This is a genomic window from Spiribacter salilacus (genome assembly GCF_009649225.1).
GTDB lineage: Bacteria > Pseudomonadota > Gammaproteobacteria > Nitrococcales > Nitrococcaceae > Spiribacter > Spiribacter salilacus.
The window spans coordinates 152,183-170,008 of record NZ_WJPP01000004.1 but is presented as its reverse complement, the minus strand read 5'-3'; the positions used below and the strand labels follow the sequence as shown (position 1 = coordinate 170,008).

Annotated in this window: 20 protein-coding genes and 1 tRNA gene; 13 read left to right on the top strand and 8 right to left on the bottom strand. The window is 53.9% G+C overall.

The annotated features are described in order from the left end of the window. Nucleotides 1-6: 6 nt before the first annotated feature. Together GH984_RS08425 and GH984_RS08420 are read right to left on the bottom strand one after the other, a co-directional pair. A complete protein-coding gene (locus GH984_RS08425; protein ID WP_153719761.1) occupies nucleotides 7-984 on the bottom strand; it encodes a serine/threonine protein kinase in 978 nt (325 codons plus the stop codon). Continuing rightward, nucleotides 981-1,820: a PHP domain-containing protein gene (locus GH984_RS08420; protein ID WP_153719760.1), complete on the bottom strand. Its 840-nt coding sequence runs from the start codon at nucleotides 1,818-1,820 to the stop codon at nucleotides 981-983. Before GH984_RS08420 ends, GH984_RS08425 begins: the two co-directional genes overlap by 4 nt. Nucleotides 1,821-1,885: 65 nt before the next feature. On the opposite strand from GH984_RS08420, the gene GH984_RS08415 reads away from it, so the two are divergent. Genes GH984_RS08415 through GH984_RS08360 form a run of 12 tightly spaced genes read left to right on the top strand, consistent with a single transcriptional unit; the run spans nucleotide 1,886 to nucleotide 11,366 of the window. Continuing rightward, nucleotides 1,886-3,046 (top strand): acetylornithine transaminase, encoded by a 1,161-nt coding sequence (locus GH984_RS08415; protein ID WP_153719759.1) that lies wholly within the window; start codon nucleotides 1,886-1,888, stop codon nucleotides 3,044-3,046. A gap of 3 nt (nucleotides 3,047-3,049) precedes the next feature. After that, on the top strand, nucleotides 3,050-3,949 hold the full coding sequence (gene argF / locus GH984_RS08410; protein ID WP_153719758.1) for an ornithine carbamoyltransferase: 900 nt from the start codon (nucleotides 3,050-3,052) through the stop codon (nucleotides 3,947-3,949). Nucleotides 3,950-3,987: 38 nt separating this feature from the next. Beyond that, the gene (locus GH984_RS08405; protein ID WP_153719757.1) at nucleotides 3,988-4,470 is read left to right on the top strand and encodes a Na+/H+ antiporter subunit E; all 483 of its coding nucleotides are present in this window, start codon (nucleotides 3,988-3,990) and stop codon (nucleotides 4,468-4,470) included. Further along, entirely contained in the window at nucleotides 4,467-4,754 is a 288-nt protein-coding gene (locus GH984_RS08400) for an MrpF/PhaF family protein (RefSeq protein ID WP_153719756.1), read from the top strand. The genes GH984_RS08405 and GH984_RS08400 overlap by 4 nt, the downstream gene beginning before the upstream one ends. Beyond that, complete coding sequence (mnhG, locus tag GH984_RS08395; RefSeq protein WP_153719755.1) at nucleotides 4,747-5,088, top strand: monovalent cation/H(+) antiporter subunit G; 342 nt, start codon at nucleotides 4,747-4,749, stop codon at nucleotides 5,086-5,088. The genes GH984_RS08400 and mnhG overlap by 8 nt, the downstream gene beginning before the upstream one ends. A gap of 11 nt (nucleotides 5,089-5,099) precedes the next feature. Continuing rightward, nucleotides 5,100-5,651 carry a DUF4040 domain-containing protein gene (locus tag GH984_RS08390; protein ID WP_153719754.1) on the top strand — a complete coding sequence of 184 codons (552 nt, stop codon included), beginning with the start codon at nucleotides 5,100-5,102 and terminating at the stop codon, nucleotides 5,649-5,651. Next, on the top strand, nucleotides 5,648-6,091 hold the full coding sequence (locus GH984_RS08385) for a Na(+)/H(+) antiporter subunit B (protein ID WP_153719753.1): 444 nt from the start codon (nucleotides 5,648-5,650) through the stop codon (nucleotides 6,089-6,091). Before GH984_RS08390 ends, GH984_RS08385 begins: the two co-directional genes overlap by 4 nt. Further along, entirely contained in the window at nucleotides 6,088-6,441 is a 354-nt protein-coding gene (locus tag GH984_RS08380; protein ID WP_153719752.1) for a cation:proton antiporter subunit C, read from the top strand. Before GH984_RS08385 ends, GH984_RS08380 begins: the two co-directional genes overlap by 4 nt. Beyond that, nucleotides 6,441-7,931, top strand: coding sequence for a monovalent cation/H+ antiporter subunit D family protein (locus GH984_RS08375; protein WP_369692015.1), 1,491 nt, complete (start codon nucleotides 6,441-6,443; stop codon nucleotides 7,929-7,931). The genes GH984_RS08380 and GH984_RS08375 overlap by 1 nt, the downstream gene beginning before the upstream one ends. After that, nucleotides 7,931-9,403: a proton-conducting transporter transmembrane domain-containing protein gene (locus GH984_RS08370; RefSeq protein WP_153719751.1), complete on the top strand. Its 1,473-nt coding sequence runs from the start codon at nucleotides 7,931-7,933 to the stop codon at nucleotides 9,401-9,403. Before GH984_RS08375 ends, GH984_RS08370 begins: the two co-directional genes overlap by 1 nt. 12 nt (nucleotides 9,404-9,415) lie before the next feature. Beyond that, a complete protein-coding gene (locus tag GH984_RS08365; RefSeq protein WP_153719750.1) occupies nucleotides 9,416-9,691 on the top strand; it encodes a hypothetical protein in 276 nt (91 codons plus the stop codon). Further along, complete coding sequence (locus GH984_RS08360) at nucleotides 9,684-11,366, top strand: Na(+)/H(+) antiporter subunit D (RefSeq protein ID WP_153719749.1); 1,683 nt, start codon at nucleotides 9,684-9,686, stop codon at nucleotides 11,364-11,366. Before GH984_RS08365 ends, GH984_RS08360 begins: the two co-directional genes overlap by 8 nt. Nucleotides 11,367-11,378: 12 nt before the next feature. On the opposite strand, the gene GH984_RS08355 is transcribed toward GH984_RS08360, so the two are convergent. Next, nucleotides 11,379-11,454 (bottom strand) — tRNA-Thr (locus GH984_RS08355). Between the two features lie 35 nt (nucleotides 11,455-11,489). Further along, a complete protein-coding gene (locus GH984_RS08350) occupies nucleotides 11,490-11,921 on the bottom strand; it encodes a type IV pilin protein (protein ID WP_153719748.1) in 432 nt (143 codons plus the stop codon). Between the two features lie 92 nt (nucleotides 11,922-12,013). On the opposite strand from GH984_RS08350, the gene GH984_RS08345 reads away from it, so the two are divergent. Beyond that, nucleotides 12,014-12,556, top strand: a complete 543-nt coding sequence (locus GH984_RS08345) for a GspH/FimT family pseudopilin (RefSeq protein ID WP_153719747.1) — start codon at nucleotides 12,014-12,016, stop codon at nucleotides 12,554-12,556. Here GH984_RS08345 and ispH read toward each other — a convergent pair whose 3' ends face one another. From ispH to ribF, 4 genes are read right to left on the bottom strand one after another with little or no spacing between them, the layout of a single operon-like run. Continuing rightward, nucleotides 12,557-13,558, bottom strand: a complete 1,002-nt coding sequence (gene ispH / locus GH984_RS08340; RefSeq protein WP_153719746.1) for a 4-hydroxy-3-methylbut-2-enyl diphosphate reductase — start codon at nucleotides 13,556-13,558, stop codon at nucleotides 12,557-12,559. Between the two features lie 4 nt (nucleotides 13,559-13,562). Beyond that, nucleotides 13,563-14,024, bottom strand: a complete 462-nt coding sequence (lspA, locus tag GH984_RS08335) for a signal peptidase II (RefSeq protein ID WP_153719745.1) — start codon at nucleotides 14,022-14,024, stop codon at nucleotides 13,563-13,565. Beyond that, nucleotides 14,021-16,843, bottom strand: coding sequence for an isoleucine--tRNA ligase (ileS, locus tag GH984_RS08330; RefSeq protein ID WP_369692014.1), 2,823 nt, complete (start codon nucleotides 16,841-16,843; stop codon nucleotides 14,021-14,023). The genes lspA and ileS overlap by 4 nt, the downstream gene beginning before the upstream one ends. A gap of 4 nt (nucleotides 16,844-16,847) precedes the next feature. Then, nucleotides 16,848-17,801 (bottom strand): bifunctional riboflavin kinase/FAD synthetase, encoded by a 954-nt coding sequence (gene ribF / locus GH984_RS08325; RefSeq protein WP_153719744.1) that lies wholly within the window; start codon nucleotides 17,799-17,801, stop codon nucleotides 16,848-16,850. Nucleotides 17,802-17,826 lie beyond the last annotated feature (25 nt).

The following is a 17,826-nucleotide window of genomic DNA, read 5'->3' as shown; positions in this document are numbered from 1 at the left end:
CTCCAATTACACGCTTAGTGGCGGCTCCTGCATGGCCGCGGCCTGCTCTCGTAGCGCCAGAATATGATCTTCCCAGAATCGCCCCGACGCAAACCACGGGAAAGCAGGCGGAAAAGCCGGGTCATCCCAACGGCGTGCCAGCCATGCGGCATGACTCATGAGTCGCAAGGTTCGCAGCGCTTCAAGCAAATGCAGCTCGCGCAAATCAAAAGGATGAAAGTCTTCATAGCCGGCCAGCACGTCGCTAAGCTGCATTGCCCGCTCTGCCCGCTCGCCAGATAACAACATCCATAAATCCTGCAGCGCCGGCCCATTAATACAGTCATCCAAATCCACAAAATGCGGACCCTGGTCAGTCCATAAAATATTGCCGGGATGACAATCGCCATGCAGCCGAATCACAGCATAGCCTTGAGCGCGCGCAAATGCCGCGTCAATGTCGATCAGCAGATCATCAGTTAGCGATTGATACGCCGGTAATAAATGCGCTGGCATTAGCCCTTGGGCCAAGATGTGATCCCGACTCTCACGACCCATTCGCTGCGGATCAAGCGATAAGCGATGGGCAAACGGCTCAACAGCGCCCAATGCATGAATCCTGCCCAACATTCGCCCAAGCCACTCGCGCGTATCTGGATCATCAAGCTCGGGCGCATGCCCGCCACGGCGAGGGTACAACGCATAATGAAAGCCGGCGTGCTCATGCAGCGTGTTGCCATTGATGATCAACGGTGGCACCACCGGGATATCCCGTTCAGCCAGCTCCAGTGCAAAGCCATGCTCCTCTTCTAGCGCGGCGGTGCTCCAGCGTGATGGGCGATACACCTTCAAAATCAGCGGATCGCTATCTTCGATGCCAACTTGATAAACCCGGTTTTCGTAGCTATTTAAGGCTAATAATCGACCATCGGGCTGCAGACCCAATGCCTCCACCAAATCTAATAACCGATCAGGGCTAAGCGTGGCAAAAGGGTGGGTATTCATAAGCTTAACCACACCGGATCAAGATCTTTTGGTAATGCAGCTAGTCGGCCCACATCGCTCCAGCGAAATGCCGGATCATGAAAGTCTGACCCCACCGAGGCGGCTAACTTAAAACGCCGCGCCAAAGCGGCGGCAGACTCTACATCGTTGCGCTGACTGCCCCCACTCACCACCTCAATGGCATCACCACCACATTCAACAAAGCGCTGAATAACCGCACGCAGCGCGCCACCACTTAACCCGTAACGCAGTGGATGAGCAAAAACCGCTTTTCCCCCAGCCGCGTGAATCCACGCCACCACATTGTCTATCGTGGCCCATTCAACCGCGCAATAACCCGGCCTGCCGCGTTTGAGATAGCGGGTAAACGCCGATTGAAAATCGCTGACCCAACCCTGCGCCACCAAATCCCGCGCAAAATGCGCCCGGCCGGGCGCGCCATTAGTGCCTGCCGCATCCACCACTCGAGCGAGAATCCCCTTACAACCGGCACGCTCCAGCCGCTCGCCAATACGCTGAGCTCGCTGCCTGCGTGCGGCCAATTGCTGAGCAACACCGGCGAGAAGATCAGGCTGTTGTGCATCAAAGTTAAGCCCAACGATATGGACCACTCCCCGGGCCCAGCGCGCAGACAACTCAATACCCGACAGACAACGGATGCCCTGCGCGGCTGCGTACGTCTGCGCGGCCGAGACGCCCTCTAGCGTGTCATGATCGGTTAGCGCCATCAGCTCAACGCCGGCAGAGACAACACGATCCACCAATGCCTCGGGGGAAAGCCGCCCATCTGAGGCCGTACTATGCATATGTAGATCAACTGGCTTGTGAGAGCCCATGCCTCATCCTATAATGAACGGCTCGGCAGCCGAAGGCTGCCGTTTGTTTTTCGGAGGTCTTCGCCATGTCATCGGCCATCATGTCGACCTATAAACGCCTTCCTGTGTCCTTTGTGCGTGGCAAAGGAGCATGGGTCGAGAGCAGCACAGGTGAGCAGTATCTTGATGCGCTCTCGGGCATTGCTGTCTGCGGCTTGGGCCATGCCCATCCGCGGGTGGCTGCTGCATTGGCCGATCAGTCTACACGACTGATTCACACCTCCAACCTTTATGGGATTCCGCATCAAGAAGCGCTGGCGGAAAAGCTCTGTGCGCTTTCTGGTTTACAGCAGGTCTTCTTCTCTAATAGCGGCGCTGAGGCCAATGAGGCTGCCATTAAGCTGGCGCGACGCTTTGGTCATGCTGCCGATAAAACGCGGCCCGAAATTATTGTGGCGGAAAACGCCTTCCATGGCCGGACACTGGCGGCCCTCGCTGCCACCGGCAATATCAAGGCGCAAGAAGGATTTGGGCCAATGCCTGAGGGCTTTGTACGCGTGCCCTACAACGATGTGCCCGCCGTTGCCGCCGCCGGCAGCGATCAAACCGCAGCTGTCTTTGTTGAACCAATTCAAGGTGAAGGCGGCATTGTGGTGCCAGACGATGATTATTTAAACAAGCTACGCGAGTTATGTGACGAGCGCGGCTGGCTACTCATGGTGGATGAAGTGCAATCGGGGGTCGGCCGCACCGGCCAATGGTTTGCGCATCAGCATGCCGGCATCAAGCCCGATGTCGTCACACTGGCTAAGGCCTTGGCTAATGGTGTGCCTATTGGCGCATGCATCGCTGGCGGGCCTGCCACCGATGTGCTCGGCCCCGGCAGCCATGGCTCTACCTTTGGTGGCAACCCCTTATCCTGCGCGGCTGGCCTTGCGGTCTGCGAAGTCATTGCAGAAGAAAATCTTACCGAGCGCGCAGCCCTACTCGGCAAGCGTTTACGGGCCGGATTTGCTGACGGTTTACAAGGCGTTGAGAAAGTACGCGAGATTCGTGGCCGTGGGCTAATGATCGGTATTGAACTCACCGTGCCCTGCGCTGAGCTTGTTGCTCAGGCGCTTGAGGCCCACTTGTTAATTAACGTAACGGCAGGCAACGTGGTGCGCTTGCTGCCGCCACTGATTTTGACGGATGCAGAGGCAGACCAAATTGTCTCGACATTAGTCCCATTAATTGAGGCACTCTAAATCATGCCAATCAAACATTTTTTAACGCTTAACGACTTGGATCGCGACGAACTGGCTGCCCTGCTTCGCCGCGCGGATTCTTTGCGCGATTTGCATCGAGATCATGCGCTGCATGAACCGTTGCGCGGCAAGGTATTGGGGATGATTTTTGAGAAATCCTCAACCCGAACACGCGTATCGTTTGAGGCGGGTATGGCGCAATTAGGCGGTAGTGCGATTTTTCTATCGCCTCGTGATAGCCAGCTGGGCCGCGGTGAGCCCATTGAAGACACTGCCCGCGTGCTCTCAAGAATGGTAGACGCGGTGATGATCCGAACCTTTGCTCATGAGAATGTTGAGCGCTTTGCCGCCGCCTCTGCCGTGCCGGTAATTAACGGGTTAACGGATGATCATCATCCCTGCCAGCTGTTGGCCGATCTACAAACTTGGCAGAGCCATCATCGCGATATTTCGGGGCGCACGGTCGCCTGGATGGGCGATGGCAACAATATGTGCCGCTCTTGGATGCAGGCAGCCGAGATGATGGAATTTAACCTTCGCATTGGTTGCCCAGCCGGCTATGCGCCAGCAGACTTAGCCGAGTTTCCCCGCAGCCAGCATTTAACGGATCCTGCTGCAGCGGCAGAGGGTGCGGACCTAATCGTGACCGATGTGTGGGCCAGCATGGGTATGGAAGATGAGCAACAAGCCCGTCTTGAGGCCTTCTCTGCTTATCAAGTGAATGCTGAGCTGATGCAACTAGCCTCGCCCAAGGCGCTTTTTATGCATTGCCTACCGGCGCATCGAGGCGAAGAAGTGACTGCTGAGGTTATTGATGGGCCGCAAAGCGTCGTTTGGGATGAGGCGGAAAACCGCCTACATGCCCAAAAGGCTCTGCTGGAGCATCTACTAATCACGCTCTAATATGGCGAGCCGCCTCAGACCTTGGTACATTTCACCCGATGCGTTACTTTATTGCACTCGCAACGGTTCTCGCCCTGCTTTGGCTGGGTCTGTCTGGCGTTTATAAGCCGCTTATCCTCATTTTAGGGGCAGCGTCGGTAGCTTTGGTCGTCTGGATTACCGAGCGCATGGAGGTCTTAGGCGCTGAGCATGACCCCGGCACGCTGTCTTGGCGGCTGCCTGTCTATTGGACCTGGCTTATCGGCGAAATTATTTTGGCAAACCTCATGGTGGCGCGAGCGGTTATAAACCCTAAGCGCATCAAACCAAGCGTCATTAAAGTTCCGGCTACAACTCGCACTCGCGTAGGTTTAGTTACCTACGGTAATTCCATCACACTCACCCCGGGCACCATCACCACTGAGCTAACCGATGGTAGTGGCGAAATTCAGGCACATGCCTTGTTAGATGAGGCAGTCGATGGGCTGCGCAATGGCGATATGCTTAAACGCGTGCAGTGGTTAGAGGGCCCCAATCAATGAGCCCCATTCTGCTAGCCACCATCTTAGCGATTTTCACCACGATGGCTTTGGCACTCTGGCGTGCCCTAAAAGGGCCAACGGTTTACGACACCATTGTGGCGGTAAACGCGTTCGGTACAAAAACCGTTTTGCTCATTGCATTAATTACGCTTTTTACGGGCAATCACGACCTCATTGATGTGGCGTTGGTCTATGCACTCATCAACTTTATCGCGGTCATCGCCGTACTTAAATTGATTGATCGACATGACCTGGCAGCGGCCGAGGATCTGGCCGATGATTGATATCGTGATTCATGTGTTGTCAGCCGGCCTTTTACTAACAGGGGCAGCATTTGCCTTAGTTGGTGGGGTTGGGCTGGTGCGTTTTCCCGACCTGTATACCCGCCTGCATGCGGGGGGCATTACCGACACCATCGCCCCGCTGCTAATCATTGCAGGGCTTATTTTGCAGGCTGGCGTCTCGATACTCACGATCAAGTTACTACTGATTCTGCTGTTTTTACTGTTCACAACGCCCACCGCATCACACGCCACCGTGCGAGCTGCCATAGCAGCAGGCATTAAACCGCAGGGCTCCGAGGATCCCACAAAGGAGCGTGCGTCATCGAACACCTAATCGATATCGTTTTGCTGCTTTTATTGTTGGTGGTGGCGCTTGCGGTGTTATTTACCCGCGATCTGCTCAAAGCCACCCTATTGTTTGCCATCTACTCGCTGACCATTGCTGCCCTATTTGCGGTGCTGGATGCTGGCGATGTGGCTTTAACCGAAGCTGCTGTTGGCGCCGGCATTAGTACGATTTTGATTTTGGCTGTTTTGGCACTAGTCCCAAGGCATGAGAAACGGCTCTTTGGGCATAATATTCCGGCACTCATCATCGTGTTTATTACCGGAGCCGCCTTGGTTTACGCCTCGTTTGACTTGCCCGTTTTTGGTGACCCGAATAACCCGGTTCACGTGCATGTCGGGCAGTACTACACGCAAAACACCTACGCGGATATGGGCGTGCCTAATATGGTTGCTGCGGTGCTGGCCAGCTATCGCTCCATCGATACCATGGGCGAGGCGGTGGTTATCTTAACCGCTGGTATTGGGGTGTTTGCCTTACTCTCGGTGCCGGTTCGCCGGCGGCGTCAATCATCAACCACCCGTGCGTCTGAAGAGGATTCCTCGTCATGAAGCGCAGTACAATTTTGGTGGTTGTGGCACGGTTTCTCATCCCGCTCATTATGTTATTTGCCCTTTATGTGCAATTTCATGGCGAATATTCCCCAGGCGGCGGGTTTCAAGCGGGCGTACTCTTTGCAGCGGCTTGGATTTTATTTGTCTTTATCTATGGGCTTGAAACGGGTTTGCGCGTTATTCCCACCCGCGTTATCTATGCGCTAGCTAGCCTAGGTGTGCTGCTGTATGCGTTTATTGGCCTGCTAGGCGTGGTGATGGGAGGGCGGTTTTTGGATTTTTACCCGCTCCTCGAAAGCCCTCATGCCGCCCAGCAAGCGGGCATCATTTTAGTTGAATTTGGGGTGGGTATTACCGTCGCAACGGTGGTAATGCTGATCTTTTTAATGTTTGCGCAGCGCCGCGCAATGACCGATGCGGCGGAGCGAAACGAATGAATATTTTGAGTTTTTTCAATTATTGGGCGGTCATTTTGCTGATGATGATTGGCTACTACGGAATGATTGTCTGCGGCAACATGATTAAAAAAATCATTGGGCTTGCCATCTTTCAGACCGCCGCCTTCATTTTGTTTATTTCCGCGGGCAAGGTCATCGGCGGAGCAACGCCAATTCTTCGAGAAGGCATTGCGCTTTACTCTAATCCGCTCCCCCATGTTCTTATCCTTACCGCCATCGTTGTTGGCGTTGCCACTACTGCTGTGGGGCTGGCTTTAACGGTTCGTATCTACGAGGCGTTTGACACGATTGATGACGACGCCATCGATACGCTGGAGGATGATAAATAGTGAACGTCACTGAGTGGATGCCGTTCATCGTATTGATCCCTCTGATTGCGGGGCCCATCTGCATTTTATTGCCCGGGCAAAGGCTGCCATGGCTGCTTGCCATGCTTTCAGCCGCTTCCGCACTAATCATCGCTGGCTTTACATTCGCCGAAGTAATCACTAACGGCACGCTAAGATATGCCTTTGGTAATTGGCAGCCACCCATTGGCATTGAATACCGCGTTGATGCGGCCAATGCTTTTGTGGCATTGCTCATTACTGGCATGGCCAGCATCATGCTGGCTTGGGGGAAGCCTACCGTCGATGTTGAAATACCTGAGCGGCAAAGCAGCTTTTATGCCCTCTTCTTGCTGGCTTTTGCTGGGTTGCTCGGTATCACGCTAACAGGCGATATTTTTAACGTCTTTGTGTTCCTTGAAATTTCATCCCTTGCCACTTACGCGCTCATCGCGCACGGTCAAGACCGCCGCGCTCTGGTTGCCGCTTTTCGTTATTTAATGATGGGAACAGTCGGTGCAACTTTCTTACTGATTGGTATCGGCTTTCTCTACATCATGACCGGCACCCTCAATATGATGGAGCTTGCCGAGCGCCTGCCTGCGCTGGCTGATTCGCGGGCCACACAGGTGGGCCTTGCCTTTATTGTGGTGGGCTTTTCTATCAAGTTAGCCCTCTTCCCCATGCACCATTGGCTACCTAATGCCTATACCTATGCCCCCTCGTTAGTAACGGCATTCTTAGCGGCAACGGCCACAAAAGTTGCACTCTATGTTTTGCTGCGCTTTGTGTTTACCGTATTCGCACCAGACTACAGCGATGCCGCAATGCCATTAGCCATCGCTTTTGCTGTGTTGGCAATTGCCGGGATGTTTGCAGGATCATGGATCGCCATCTTTCAGAAAAACCTTAAGCGCCTACTCGCCTATTCGTCGGTGGCACAAGTGGGCTACATGGTGCTTGGCGCCAGCTTTGTCACCGTTGTTGGAGTAACCGCTAGCTTTTTGCACCTGTTTAATCATGGCTTGATTAAAGGGGCCCTCTTTATGGCGGCTGGCATTGTGTTCCATCAAATTGGTAGCGCTCGTCTTGAAGACATGCGGGGCCTGGGCCGCGTGATGCCATGGACGCTCACCGGCTTCGCACTTGCTGGCCTAAGCCTGATTGGTATTCCACCCACCGTTGGCTTTGTCAGTAAGTGGTATTTGATCAGCGCCGCGATTGACGCGGGGCAAACCTGGATTGTGGTGCTGATTCTTATTTCGTCTCTGCTTGCTGTGGTCTACATCGCTAAGCTAATAGAGCTATTTTGGATGCAGCCCCGGCCCGCTGATAGCCCTGTGGTACAAGAGGCATCGCCAGCGCTGCTTATCCCCCTTTGGCTGATGGTCTTTGCTAATTTTTATTTTGGCATTGACACCCGGCTAACCGTTGGCGGTGCCACGGCCGCTGCGCAGGCCATACTCGGTGTACCCGTGGGGGGGCTGCCCTAATGCTCGATTGGATACCCACCGTATCGCCATTGAGCGTGGTGCTCATTCCCTTTATTGGCGCAGCGCTTATTGCGCTTGCGGCGAGCCGTCCCTTTCTCCGCGATTTATTTTGTTGGCTAACGCCCATTCCATTTTTTATTGCGGTTTTGGGCCAATTGCCTAATGTTCTGGCTGGCGCTGGCGGCACCCAGGCCTTGGTTGCGCTGCTACCCGGGCTTGAAATCGGCTTTGCCATTAAACCCCTGGGCATGATGTTTGCGTTGCTGGCGTCTACCTTGTGGCTGTTGGCAACGCCTTATGCGCTGGGGTATCTCAAACATGCTGGACATAGCAACATTGGACGGTTTATGGCCTGCTATGCCATCGCGCTTGGCGCAGCGGCAGGCATTGCGTTTTCTGAGAACCTACTCACGTTGTATATCTTTTACGAAATTCTCTCCATTTCTACCTATCCCCTAGTGGCACACAGCGGTGATAAAACCTCCCGCGATGGTGCGCGCACCTACATTGCTCTGCTACTGGTGACCAGTGTTGGGCTGATGCTGCCGGCTATGGTTTGGATTTGGCAGGCCACGGGCACGTTAAGCTTTACCAGCGGCGGGATTCTTAGCGGCGAAATGCTCTCTCCGGCCGCAGGCGCGCTATTACTGGTGCTTTTGTTATTTGGCATCGGCAAAGCCGCGCTCATGCCGTTTCATCGATGGTTACCGGCAGCCATGGTGGCACCAACGCCCGTCTCTGCGCTGCTGCATGCCGTGGCCGTTGTCAAAGCGGGTGTGTTCAGTGTGCTAACCGTTGTTCTGTATATCTTTGGATTGGACTACATCGTCACGCTGGCAACCCACCCGTTCATGCTTTATCTCGCGGTATTTACGATGTTGGCGGCATCACTAGTTGCCATTCAACAAGATAATCTTAAAGCGCGGCTCGCCTATTCCACGGTCAGCCAGCTTGCCTATATTGTGACGGGTGCGCTGTTAGCGGTAGACCTTGCCGCCATTGGTGGTGGCATGCACATGCTCATGCATGGATTTGGCAAAATCACGCTATTTTTCTGCGCGGGTGCGATTTATCTGGGCAGTGGCATTAAAACGATCAGCGCCATGGATGGACTCGGCCGGCGCATGCCAGTCACCATGATCGCCTTTTTTATCGGCGCACTGTGCGTAATTGGCCTGCCCCCCACGGGTGGCTTTTGGAGCAAGCTTTATTTGGTGACGGGTGCCTGGTCAGCGGGCCATTACGTGGTGGTGGGCGCCTTTATGCTGAGTACCTTGCTTAATATTGGCTATCTGCTGCCACCGGTGATGCGGGCGTTTCTCAAACCACCTGCCGATGAGCAAAAGATTGCTAAAGCCAAAGAGGCACCGCTGCTTTGCCTGATTCCGTTAAGCCTAACGGCCTTGGGTACGATCGTTTTATTCTTTGCAGCGGGCGCTGCCTTCAACCTGCTCTCACCGGCTATTCCGTAGGGGTTCACCAGCATGAGTCTCACCGCCAAAATCTTAGAAAGCTTAGTTGCTAAACGGCGGCTGTTCGGCATTGCCGCACTACTATTTATGGCAGGCCTAATCATTGTGGATTGGCTTAAAGAACCCGCTTATTCACGGTTTTTTTGGGATGGCATTGGTGGCTTTGCCGCAATTTATGGGTTTTTAGCCTGCCTTGTCATTTTAGGTGTAGCAAAAGCACTGGGCTATTGGCTGGTCTATCGTAAGCGTGACTACTACGCCCGGTATGGAGAGGCAACGGATGATTGATTGGCTACATCCATCCGTTTTGCTAATGCTGGGCATGCTGCCGCTTATATGGCTACGTGGCCGCGCACGACAAATATGGCAAGTCACGCTGCCCGCCATCATCCTAGGCCTGATTACCACTCTGGCTGCCGGCAGCCAGTTAAGCCTGAGCTTTATGGGCCTGGAACTCACCCCGCTTCGCGTCGATAAACTCAGCCTCGTGTTTGCTTATGTGATTGGAATAATACTGATTATCGGCAATATTTTTGCCTTGCAGGTTGAAGACCGTGCGCAGCATATCGCCGCCGGGCTATACGGCGCTTCGGCCCTAGGTGTGGTTCTGGCCGGCGATCTGGTCACGCTGTATGTGTTCTGGGAAATCATGATGATTGCCTCGGTTTGGCTCATTTGGCGCCGCAAAACGCCAATTGCCTATGAGGCGGGCATGCGCTATCTGCTTGTTCATGCGCTGGGTGGCATGCTGCTCTTTGTTGGGGTTATTGGCTACTACCTGGCAACCGGCTCAGTGGCGTTTGAGAAAATTGATGTGGATGGCTGGGCCTTCTGGCTTATCTTAATTGCCTTTCTTATTAACGCTGCCGTGCCACCGCTGCATGCTTGGTTACCTGATGCTTACCCTGAGGCCACTGTCACCGGCACAGTTTTTCTTAGCGCCCTGACCACAAAGACTGCCGTTTATACCCTCATGCGTGGTTATCCTGGGCTTGAGCTTTTACTCTGGCTTGGCGTAGCGATGACGCTTTATGGCGTGATCTACGCCACCTTAATTAATGATATTCGCCGACTTTTGTCTTACCACATCATTAGTCAGGTCGGGTATATGGTGGCCGGCGTGGGCATGGGCACGGCTCTTGCTTTAAACGGCACCGCGGCTCACGCGTTTACGCATATCCTTTATAAAGCGCTATTGCTGATGGGCGCTGGCGCTGTATTGCAGATGACAGGCCGTTCACGCATGAGTGATTTAGGCGGGCTGTATCGATACATGCCGATGACCTTCTTGCTGTATATGGTCGGTGCCTTATCAATTTCAGCATTTCCGCTTTTTAGTGGGTTTGTCAGTAAAACCATGATTGTTGAGGCAGCCGCGGTTGACTACCGTGGTGTTGTCTATTTGCTGATGCTTTTAGCAGCCTGCGGCACGTTCTTAAGCACAGGGCTAAAACTCCCTTACTTCACCTTCTTTGGCAAAGACTCCGGTTTACGCCCCAAAGAGCCACCGATTAACATGCAAATTGCCATGGGCATTGCCGCAGCACTGTGCTTTTTAATCGGCATCTTCCCGGGCGCGCTGTATGCGATCTTGCCTTTTCCGGTCGATTACAACGCCTACACGCTCAGCCATTTACTCAAAGAGCTCCAGCTTTTGTTCTTTGTTGGGCTTGGGTTTGTGGTGGTTATCCGCTACGCCGGTGGCAAGGATTACATTGCGCTGGATGTCGATTGGCTTTACCGCGGGCCCGGGCGGCGTTTAGTGATACATACCCGCAATATGATTGCGGAGGCAAATCATGACGTGCGCGCAGAATTTATGCGGTTTTTAGCCAAACTCCAGACCCGACTGGGCAAGGCACACCTCGATGGATCTTTGTTACGTACTTGGGCAACCGGATCAATGGCACTCTGGACAGCGCTAGTGCTCGCCCTTGTGTTGGTCCTTACCTTAGGCACTTAAGCTGTAAAGGATTGGTGCCGGCGCACGGAGTCGAACCGCGGACCTACGCATTACGAATGCGTTGCTCTACCAACTGAGCTACGCCGGCAAGGGCAGGAAAGTGGTGTATTAGACCAAAGCTGATCACCAACAATCAAGCGCTTGTTCACTAAAATCCAGTGTGCCATCCGCCGCTTTCACCCCACGCTGGCCTTGCTGCGTAAAAACCAGCCGCTCGCATTGCTCGGTAACGGTGCTGTTATCTACCAACGTTTCCGCTGAAATATGCCAATCTGCGCTTCCGGCCCCGTTTACCGCAAATAAATAACTGCCCACCAATGCCTCTTCACAGCCACCCTCATCGGCATACAACTCAACCGACGCTTGCCCCTGCTGACTCGCCCGCTGCCCCTCAAAACGCGTGGCAATTTCAAGCAAACAAACACCCGCCGCAACACGCTCTATACGCGTAATGGGGGTTCGATAATCTGGCAGTGCAAGCATGACTAAAATGGCGATCAGCGCTGTCACCATCAGCAGTTCAACCAAACTAAAACCCAACGTTTTGTTACGCATAACCGAAGATTGATGCCATTAATCGCGCCAAAGCGATCATCTTGCGATTGCTGCGATAGATTTCCGGATAACCGGCGCAAAGAGGCATCGTCATGCATCATCACCAAGGCTTTAGTTTGCTAGACCTCCTCCTAGCCCTGGCCATTATGAGTATTGCGGCTGTTTTAGCAGCACCACAATTTAGCGAGCTCACCACCCGGGCTAAACCGGTCATTGAATCTGAACGACTCTTAGCCTCCATTTGGGCGGCGCGCCATGCCGCGATCACGCAAGGCAAACCCGTCACGATGAAAGCAACCGGCAATGATTGGAGTGAAGGCTGGATTTTATTTGTGGACGATAACCACAGCGCAACGCAAGAAGCGAACGAGCCGCTTTTGCATGTGGCTGAACCGATCAAAAAAGACCACCAGCTAAAAGCCAATAGCGGCATTGGAATGGCGCTCAGTTATTTACCGCATGGAGAAAGCCGTCGGCCAAGCGGTAGCCTGCAGATGGGCACCTTTACGCTGTGTGCGCCAAGCCCAACAGAGGGCAGAAAACCTACACATGCCATTGTGATTAGCGCAACGGGCCGACCCCGAACAATCCAATCGCAAAGTCAGCTCAATGCCAGCATCTGTGAGGCGGAATGATTAATCGGTAGATTCTTCTGCACCCACCACCGGGCGAATTTCTCCACGCTTTGGAATGGCACGTAGCAAATCTTTGGGCATGGAAAAAACGACATCCTCAGTATGCTTGCCGCCTAAATCTGGACGCACGGCACCCCAGGCGACGAGTTGATCGATTACATCGTGCACTAACGACTCAGGCGCTGAGGCGCCAGCGGTTACACCAATTTTTTTCGCGTTGGCTACCCAGTCATGCTGCAAGTCTTCAGCGCTGTCGATTTGATGGGCCGATATGCCCATCCGTAAAGCCAGTTCAGTAAGTCGAAGTGTATTGGAGCTATTAAATGAGCCCACCACAATCATTGTGTCAACCTCATCTGCCAGTTCACGCACTGCATCTTGGCGATTTTGCGTGGCATAACAAATATCGTCTTTACTGGGCCCTTTAATCGCGGGAAAACGCGCTCGTAACGCACCAATCACGGCAGCAGTATCATCCATCGACAGCGTTGTTTGGCTCACATAGGCCAAATTTTCCGCATCTTTGACCACTAATCGCTCAACATCTTCAGGGGTTTCGACCAGCTGCATCCCACCTTCATGCGCTTTTTTGCCAATGTACTGCCCCAACGTACCGTCTACTTCGGGGTGGCCGGCGTGCCCGATCATAATGACTTCTCGGCCTTCCTCAGCGTGTCGGCGTACTTCAATGTGCACCTTGGTGACTAAGGGACAGGTGGCATCAAAAACGCGCAATTCTCGAGCCGCAGCCTCATCGCGTAGTGCTTGAGAAACACCATGGGCAGAAAAGATTAGGGTTGCGCCGGGTGGCACGCCATCGAGTTCTTCGACAAAGATGGCACCACGTTCGCGAAGATCATCAACCACCGTGCGGTTGTGCACAACTTCGTGTCGTACATAGATCGGCGCACCAAATGCCTCTAGGGCCTGCTCGACAATACTGATCGCGCGATCAACACCGGCACAGAATCCGCGGGGGTTAGCCAGTCTGATTTCTTGCATAAAGCTAATCTCTGATCAACATATAAAGGATAAGAATGGCACCTATGGTAATGGCAGCGTCCGCCACATTAAAGGCAGGCCAGTGCCAATTGCTGTAGTAAAGATCGATAAAATCGACCACAACCCCCAAGCGCAATCGGTCAATTAAGTTACCAATTGCACCCCCAAGCACGAGGCCGATCGCCATACCTTGCCAACGCTGAGCGGGGGTTAGTTGCCATAACCAATAGACTAAGTAGCCGCTAACGCCAATGGCAACAGCCGATAACAGCCAGCGCTGCCACCCCGACCCCTGGGCAAGCAAACTAAATGCCGCCCCGGGGTTAAAGGCTAATAACAAATTAACCGATGGCAACACCGGCACCGGCTGATAAGGGGTCAACCAAAATAAGGCAGCCCATTTGCTCAGCTGATCGGCCAGAATGATGCCTACCGCTAAAACTAACCCAACCCGTTGGGCGGTCATGCGAATTGCCGCTGCTCGCCTTCGCCTGCGACGTTACTGACACAACGCCCGCACAAGCTCGGATGGGCTGAGTGCTGCCCCACGTCCTCTCGCCGATGCCAGCAACGCTCGCATTTTGCATGCTGGCTCGGTGTTACCGTGAAATAAAACTCCGTCCCATCGTCTAGCTGATTGCTCTGCGCATCATCTGGGGCTTCATTTAATGGATGCACCCGGGCGGCCGAGGTAATAAGCAAAAAGCGCATCTCATCGCCCAATGCGGCCCAACGGGCACCTAATGGCTCAGGGCAGAACAGATCGATTTCGGCTTCTAACGTGGCTCCTAACACTTGTTCATTACGCAAATCTTCAATGCGTTTAGCGACCACTTCACGCAGCTGCAAAATTTCTTCCCAAAAAGCGCGCTGCGTCTCAGCATCTTCTAATGCAACCAGCCCTTCATACCACTCCGCTTCAAAAACACTGCCGCTGCGTTTACCTGGCATGTGCTCCCAAATCTCATCGGCGGTGAAAGAGAGCACCGGCATCAGCCAGCGCACCAGTGCCTCGGCAATATGCCAAAGAGCAGTTTGTGCAGAGCGTCTCGCCAGGCTGTTGGCTTGGGTGGTGTATTGGCGGTCTTTAATCACATCCAAATAAAAGCCACCCAAATCCAAGACGCAAAAATGATGCACGCGCTGATACAGCTGGTGGAAGTCGTAGCGCGCACTATCCGCTTGGATTTGCGCCTGCAAAAGTAACGCACGATCCAACACCCAGCGATCTAGCGGCAGCAACTGCTCGGTGGGCACCGCATCAGTGCTAGGGTCGAAGCCTGCAAGGTTGGCCAACAAAAAGCGTGCCGTATTGCGTAAACGCCGATAAGAATCGGCCGTCCGCTTGAGAATATCGTCTGATACGGCAATCTCACCGCTATAGTCAGACGAGGCCACCCATAAGCGCAGAATGTCTGCGCCCAGTGCGTTCATCACCTTTTGGGGAGCCACAACATTACCGCGAGATTTCGACATTTTCCGGCCGTGCTCATCAACCGTAAATCCATGGGTCAGCACGGCGCGATACGGCGGCTCACCATTAATCATCATCGATGTAAGCAGTGAAGACTGAAACCACCCGCGGTACTGATCGCTGCCCTCAAGGTACAGATCAGCCGGCCATGCTAAGTCTTCACGCTCGCGCAACACCGCGGCATGCGTTGTGCCAGAGTCAAACCAAACGTCGAGGATATCGGTGACCTTTTCATACTGATCTGCCTCATCACCAAGCAAATCGGCAGGCTCAAGATCAAACCAAGCATCAATACCGTCTGATTCCATTCGCTCAGCAACGGCTTCAATTAATGCATCGGTATTGGGATGTGGCTCACCCGTCTGCCGATCAATGAATAGGGCGATAGGCACACCCCAGTTGCGCTGTCGAGAAATACACCACTCGGGACGATGGCGCACCATTGCTGCCATACGCTCCTCACCCCAGTCAGGAAACCAATCTACTGTGGGTAAAGCGGCTAAAGTTTTCTCGCGCGTATTACCCGCTTCCAAATTCAAAAACCATTGTGGTGTGGCGCGGAATAAAATCGGCGTTTTATGCCGCCAACAATGGGGGTAGCTATGGTGATATGGCTCGTGGTGTAGCAACGCGCCTTCTGCCTTAAGCCGCTCAATGATGGGCTTATTGGCTTTAAAAACGGTCTGCCCGGCAAACTCACCATCAGTAAAAACTCCTGCGTCGTCCACCGAACTTTGCAGCGGCAGCTCATAGCGCTGCCCTACAACAAAGTCATCCGCACCATGCGCGGGTGCCGTATGCACAGCACCTGATCCAGCCTCAGTGGTTACATGCTGCCCTAAAATAATCGGCACGTGCCGGTTTAGGAAGGGATGAGCCAGAGTAAGCCCTTCAAGCGCTTTGCCCACGCATCGCCCAACAATGCCGTAATGCTCAATCCCGTAGCGCTCAAGAGCAACCTCGTGCAGTGCCTCGGCCAGCAACAAATACTCTTTGCCGTGATTTACAGAGACCAGCACATAGTCTAATTCTGGGTTTAATGCGACGGCCTGATTAGCAGGAATTGTCCATGGCGTGGTGGTCCAAATGACCACCGAAACAGGCGCTGACGCAAAATCTCCACCCGCCGCACCGCAGTATCTAGCCAGTGCCTCGCCATCCAATGCTTTAAACCGCACATCCACCGCTGGAGAGACGTAGTCTTCGTATTCCACCTCTGCCTCAGCCAGTGCGGACTGACAATCCGCACACCAATGCACGGGCTTATAACCGCGCTTAAGATGCCCGCGGCGCACGGTACTACCCAGCGCGCGCAAAATAGCCGCCTCAGTGCGTGGCGCCATTGTCAGATAGGGGTTCTCCCAATCACCCAGCACGCCAAGGCGCTGAAAATCACGGCTCTGGCCAGCAACCTGCTCAGTGGCAAAGGTTCGGCAAGCTGCCCGAAACGCTTTAGCGGAAATGTCATCGCCAGCCTTACCCAAACTTTGCTCAACCTTATGCTCAATCGGCAGCCCGTGGCAGTCCCACCCGGGCACATAAACCGCGTCAAAGCCATCAAGGCTGCGACTTTTTACGATAATGTCTTTGAGGATTTTATTAACCGCATGGCCAATATGAATGTCTCCATTCGCGTAGGGTGGGCCGTCGTGCAAAATATATTTTTGCCGACCTTTGCGTGCAGCGCGCAGGCGTTCATAAATTTTTTCCTCCTGCCAACGCTGTAGGCGCCCTGGCTCTTGCTTCGCCAGCCCTGCGCGCATCGGAAAATCGGTTTGCGGAAGGTTAAGAGTTTCCTTGTAGTCGCTCACGACATCATCCTGCGTTAGTCATCGGTAAGTAGCCATGGTCATGAAACCAGGCACGAGCTGACTCTACGTCAGCGGCAATTTTCTCTTGTAATATCTCTAAGCTCTCAAAACGGGTTTCAGGCCGCTGCCAGGCAAGCAGCTCCACTTCAATATAGCGGCCATAAATATCGCCCTGAAAATCTAATAAGTAGGTTTCGAGCAACGTCTCCACCCCGTTGACGGTGGGGCGTGTGCCTAAACTAGCTACCCCGGGCCGCACCGGCCCCAGTCCATGCACGGCCACATTAAAAATGCCGCGCATCGGCGGTGGCTGCTGACCAAAGCGCAGGTTAGCGGTTGGCCAACCTAGCTCTCGCCCTAATGCCTGACCCCGCACAACACGACCTGAAATGCGCAGACGCCGGCCCAGCAGGGCCTCAGCGAGGTCAAGGTTGCCAGCCGCTAATGCGCTACGAATGCGTGTACTGCTCACTCGCTCTCCAGCATGCTCAACCGTAGGCATGCGCTGGAGCTCAAACCCATGCGCTGCCGAAGCCGCCTCCAGCATGGCAAAATCTCCACGCCGCTGGTGCCCAAACCGAAAATCATCACCCACCATTAAAAAGCGAACATCCAGCTCTTCAAGCAATAACGCTTCGATAAAATGCTCGGCGGAGAGCTGAGCAAGCTTGGCATCAAAGCGCAGGCAAAGGGTACGTTCTACCCCCGCTGCATCGAGCAGTCGAAGTTTATCGCGCAGTCGAGTGATACGGCCTGGCGCAGAATTCGGTGTAAAAAATTCGCGCGGTTGCGGCTCAAAAACCACGACGGTGGCAGGCAGCCCTGTTCGACGACTCGCTGCATGCAGCGCATCGAGTACCGCCCCGTGCCCACGATGAACGCCATCGAAATTTCCAATGGTAGCCACGCAAGGCCGATGACGGGCAAGCAGATTGTGACGGCCTCTAACGAGCTCCATCCATTACCCCGGAATGACCAGCAAC

Coding starts and splice junctions, on each gene's coding strand:
- GH984_RS08365 (WP_153719750.1), top strand. CDS start 9,416: ATGAGTCTCACCGCCAAAATCTTAGAAAGCTTAGTTGCTAAACGGCGG.
- lspA (WP_153719745.1), bottom strand. CDS start 14,024: ATGACCGCCCAACGGGTTGGGTTAGTTTTAGCGGTAGGCATCATTCTG.
- ispH (WP_153719746.1), bottom strand. CDS start 13,558: ATGCAAGAAATCAGACTGGCTAACCCCCGCGGATTCTGTGCCGGTGTT.
- GH984_RS08380 (WP_153719752.1), top strand. CDS start 6,088: ATGAATATTTTGAGTTTTTTCAATTATTGGGCGGTCATTTTGCTGATG.
- GH984_RS08350 (WP_153719748.1), bottom strand. CDS start 11,921: ATGCGTAACAAAACGTTGGGTTTTAGTTTGGTTGAACTGCTGATGGTG.
- GH984_RS08425 (WP_153719761.1), bottom strand. CDS start 984: ATGAATACCCACCCTTTTGCCACGCTTAGCCCTGATCGGTTATTAGAT.
- argF (WP_153719758.1), top strand. CDS start 3,050: ATGCCAATCAAACATTTTTTAACGCTTAACGACTTGGATCGCGACGAA.
- GH984_RS08385 (WP_153719753.1), top strand. CDS start 5,648: ATGAAGCGCAGTACAATTTTGGTGGTTGTGGCACGGTTTCTCATCCCG.
- GH984_RS08405 (WP_153719757.1), top strand. CDS start 3,988: ATGCGTTACTTTATTGCACTCGCAACGGTTCTCGCCCTGCTTTGGCTG.
- mnhG (WP_153719755.1), top strand. CDS start 4,747: ATGATTGATATCGTGATTCATGTGTTGTCAGCCGGCCTTTTACTAACA.
- GH984_RS08415 (WP_153719759.1), top strand. CDS start 1,886: ATGTCATCGGCCATCATGTCGACCTATAAACGCCTTCCTGTGTCCTTT.
- ribF (WP_153719744.1), bottom strand. CDS start 17,801: ATGGAGCTCGTTAGAGGCCGTCACAATCTGCTTGCCCGTCATCGGCCT.
- GH984_RS08370 (WP_153719751.1), top strand. CDS start 7,931: ATGCTCGATTGGATACCCACCGTATCGCCATTGAGCGTGGTGCTCATT.
- GH984_RS08360 (WP_153719749.1), top strand. CDS start 9,684: ATGATTGATTGGCTACATCCATCCGTTTTGCTAATGCTGGGCATGCTG.
- GH984_RS08400 (WP_153719756.1), top strand. CDS start 4,467: ATGAGCCCCATTCTGCTAGCCACCATCTTAGCGATTTTCACCACGATG.
- GH984_RS08420 (WP_153719760.1), bottom strand. CDS start 1,820: ATGGGCTCTCACAAGCCAGTTGATCTACATATGCATAGTACGGCCTCA.
- GH984_RS08345 (WP_153719747.1), top strand. CDS start 12,014: ATGCATCATCACCAAGGCTTTAGTTTGCTAGACCTCCTCCTAGCCCTG.